The sequence below is a fragment of the Paenibacillus sp. P4_E11 genome, from assembly GCF_056401635.1.
In genome coordinates, this window is sequence record NZ_JBFUIX010000286.1 from 1 (window position 1) to 3,052 (window position 3,052).

1 protein-coding gene and 1 pseudogene are annotated in these 3,052 nt (G+C 50.7%); both read right to left on the reverse strand.

Annotated features, from left to right (window positions below):
- On the reverse strand, window positions 1-2,301 hold a 2,301-nt coding region (locus AC1DWB_RS32895; protein WP_477545303.1), incomplete at its 3' end, for an ATP-dependent Clp protease ATP-binding subunit.
- A 108-nt stretch (window positions 2,302-2,409) separates the two neighbouring features.
- A pseudogene (locus AC1DWB_RS32900) lies at window positions 2,410-3,052 on the reverse strand (ATP--guanido phosphotransferase); the annotation flags it as partial.

Sequence of the window (3,052 nt, forward strand, 5' to 3'; positions counted from 1 at the left end):
GCGTAGAGGTCTAGCCCCATACGTCGGATCGAAGCCTTCCTTGGCTAGAAACTTCTTGGCGGCATCTGTTAATGTGAAGGCAACCTCTTGCTCACGAAGTCTCTTGCTCAGATCGTCTGACATTAGGGTGACAATCCTAGCAATGTGCTCCTCATCCAGCGAATGGAAGACGATGATCTCGTCGATCCGGTTAAGGAACTCCGGACGGAAGCTTTTCTTCAGCTCGCCCATTACTTTGTCCTTCATCACATTGTAATCTTTACCAGAATCCTGCACAGCTGTAAAGCCCAAGGACGAATTGCGTTTAATCGTTTCCGCACCTACGTTAGATGTCATGATAATCAATGTATTGCGGAAATCAACCGTTCGTCCCTTGGAATCAGTGAGGCGACCGTCCTCCAGCACTTGAAGAAGAATGTTGAATACTTCCGGATGAGCCTTCTCTATTTCGTCCAGCAAGACGACGGAATAAGGCTTACGGCGTACTTTCTCGGTCAGTTGTCCGCCTTCTTCGTAACCGACATACCCCGGAGGCGCTCCTACGAGACGAGATGTCGAATGCTTCTCCATATACTCGGACATGTCGATCCGAACAACAGCATTCTCATCACCGAACATGGACTCGGCCAATGCCCGAGCTAGTTCAGTCTTCCCTACGCCCGTCGGACCTAGGAAGATGAAGGAGCCCATTGGACGCTTCGGATCTTTCAAGCCCGCTCTAGCTCGCCGAATGGCTCTGCTGACTGCCTTCACGGCCTCTTCTTGCCCAATTACGCGCTCATGAAGGATAGCTTCCATCTTAAGCAAGCGCTCGGTCTCTTCCTCAGCTAGCTTCGTTACCGGTACACCGGTCCAACTGGCGACCACTTGCGCAATGTCTTCCGGAGTTACTTCCGAATCGGTGCGACCTTGCTTTTCTTTCCACTCGTTCTTGGTCATTTCGAGCTCGTCGCGCATCTTCTGCTCAGTGTCCCGAAGCGAAGCCGCTTTCTCGAACTCCTGGCTCTGCACGGCAGCGTCTTTTTCCTTGCGAACATTGTCCAGCTGGGTTTCCAACTGCTTCAGGTTTGGCGGTATCGTATAGGAGCGCAGTCTCACCTTAGAACTCGCCTCATCAATCAAATCAATCGCCTTATCCGGCAGGAAACGGTCCGTAATATACCGATCCGACAGCTTAACCGCTTGTTCGATCGCCTCATCCGTAATTTTCACCCGGTGATGGGCTTCATAGCGATCGCGTAGTCCGTGCAAGATTTGAATAGCTTCTGCAGGCGAAGGTTGGTCCACCGTGATCGGTTGGAACCGACGCTCCAACGCTGCATCCTTCTCAATGTACTTGCGATATTCATCTAGTGTCGTCGCTCCGATACACTGCAGCTCTCCCCGTGCAAGAGACGGCTTAAGGATATTAGAAGCATCAATAGCTCCCTCCGCTCCACCTGCACCAATCAGCGTGTGAAGCTCGTCGATGAATAGGATGATATTACCTGCAGCGCGAATTTCGTCCATGATCTTCTTCAGACGATCCTCGAATTCACCACGATACTTCGTACCAGCTACAACAGAACCCATATCCAGCGTCATGACGCGCTTGTCGCGAAGTGTCTCGGGAATTTCATTGTTAATGATCCGTTGAGCAAGCCCCTCTGCGATTGCTGTCTTCCCGACCCCTGGCTCCCCGATGAGAACCGGGTTGTTCTTCGTCCGGCGGCTAAGCACCTGAATGACACGCTCGATTTCTTTGGCACGGCCGATGACCGGATCCAAATTCCCTTCCTTGGCGTAAGCGGTCAAATCCCGAGCCAATCCATCCAGAGTAGGAGTATTCACGTTGGCTGACGTCCCTTGATTAGAGGAAACAGCCTCACTGCTGCCGAGCAGTTGCAGAACTTGCTGGCGGGCCTTATTCAAGCTCACGCTCAGATTGTTCAGCACACGCGCTGCTACGCCTTCACCTTCCCGAATGAGACCGAGAAGAATGTGCTCCGTACCAACATACGTATGTCCTAGCTTACGAGCTTCATCCATAGACAACTCGATCACTTTCTTTGCTCTTGGCGTGTATGCGATGTTGCTTGGCTGCTCTTGACCGCGCCCGATCAAGGACTCGACTTCATCTTGAATTTTCTCAAGGCTTAAACCTAAAGCTACAAGTGCTTTGGCGGCTATGCCATCGCTCTCGCGGATCAGTCCTAATAAAATGTGTTCGGTTCCGATATTGTTATGTCCCAACCGGACCGCTTCTTCCTGTGCCAAGGCCAATACTTTCTGGGCTCGTTCCGTGAATCTGCCAAACATCATAACAAACACCTCCATTTATAATAGTAAGATAACCCCACAAAGTGATGTGGGCCTTCGAAGCTTATTCCTATTTGCGGGGACCCCTGAACTTATACTCCATCTATCCATTCAGGAGAGGGTCAGCTTCTGACGAATGAGCTCCGCTCTACGAATGTCTCGATCATCAGCAGACAACTTCGTGCCCGCCCAATGCTGCAAAAATCCGGGCTGTGTCATGACCGATAATTCGTTCAAAATATGCGGCGACACATTCTCAATAATGCCCATATCAATTCCTAATCTCACATCGGATAATCGTTGCGCCGCCTCCTTCGTATCCATAATGGAAGCATGCGACAAGATTCCATAAGACCGGTTGACCCGATCTACAAGACGCAGTCGAGATTCACTTACGAGCTTTTGTCGGGCTGCGCGTTCGTGCTCAATGATTTGCCGGGCAACACTGTACAGGTTATCGATAATCTCTTGCTCGGATTGACCTAACGTGATCTGATTGGATATTTGGAAAACGTTACCCGTCGCTTCACTACCTTCCCCATACAACCCTCTGACGGCCAACCCCACTTGATTGATCGCGGACAATATCCGATTCATCTGCTGAGTTAATACAAGCGCGGGAAGATGCATCATAACCGATGCGCGAATTCCTGTACCTACATTAGTCGGGCAGCTGGTCAAGTATCCCCGGTGCTCATCAAATGCGTATTCCAGCTGTGATTCGAATACATCGTCAATCTGGTTCGCCAAATCC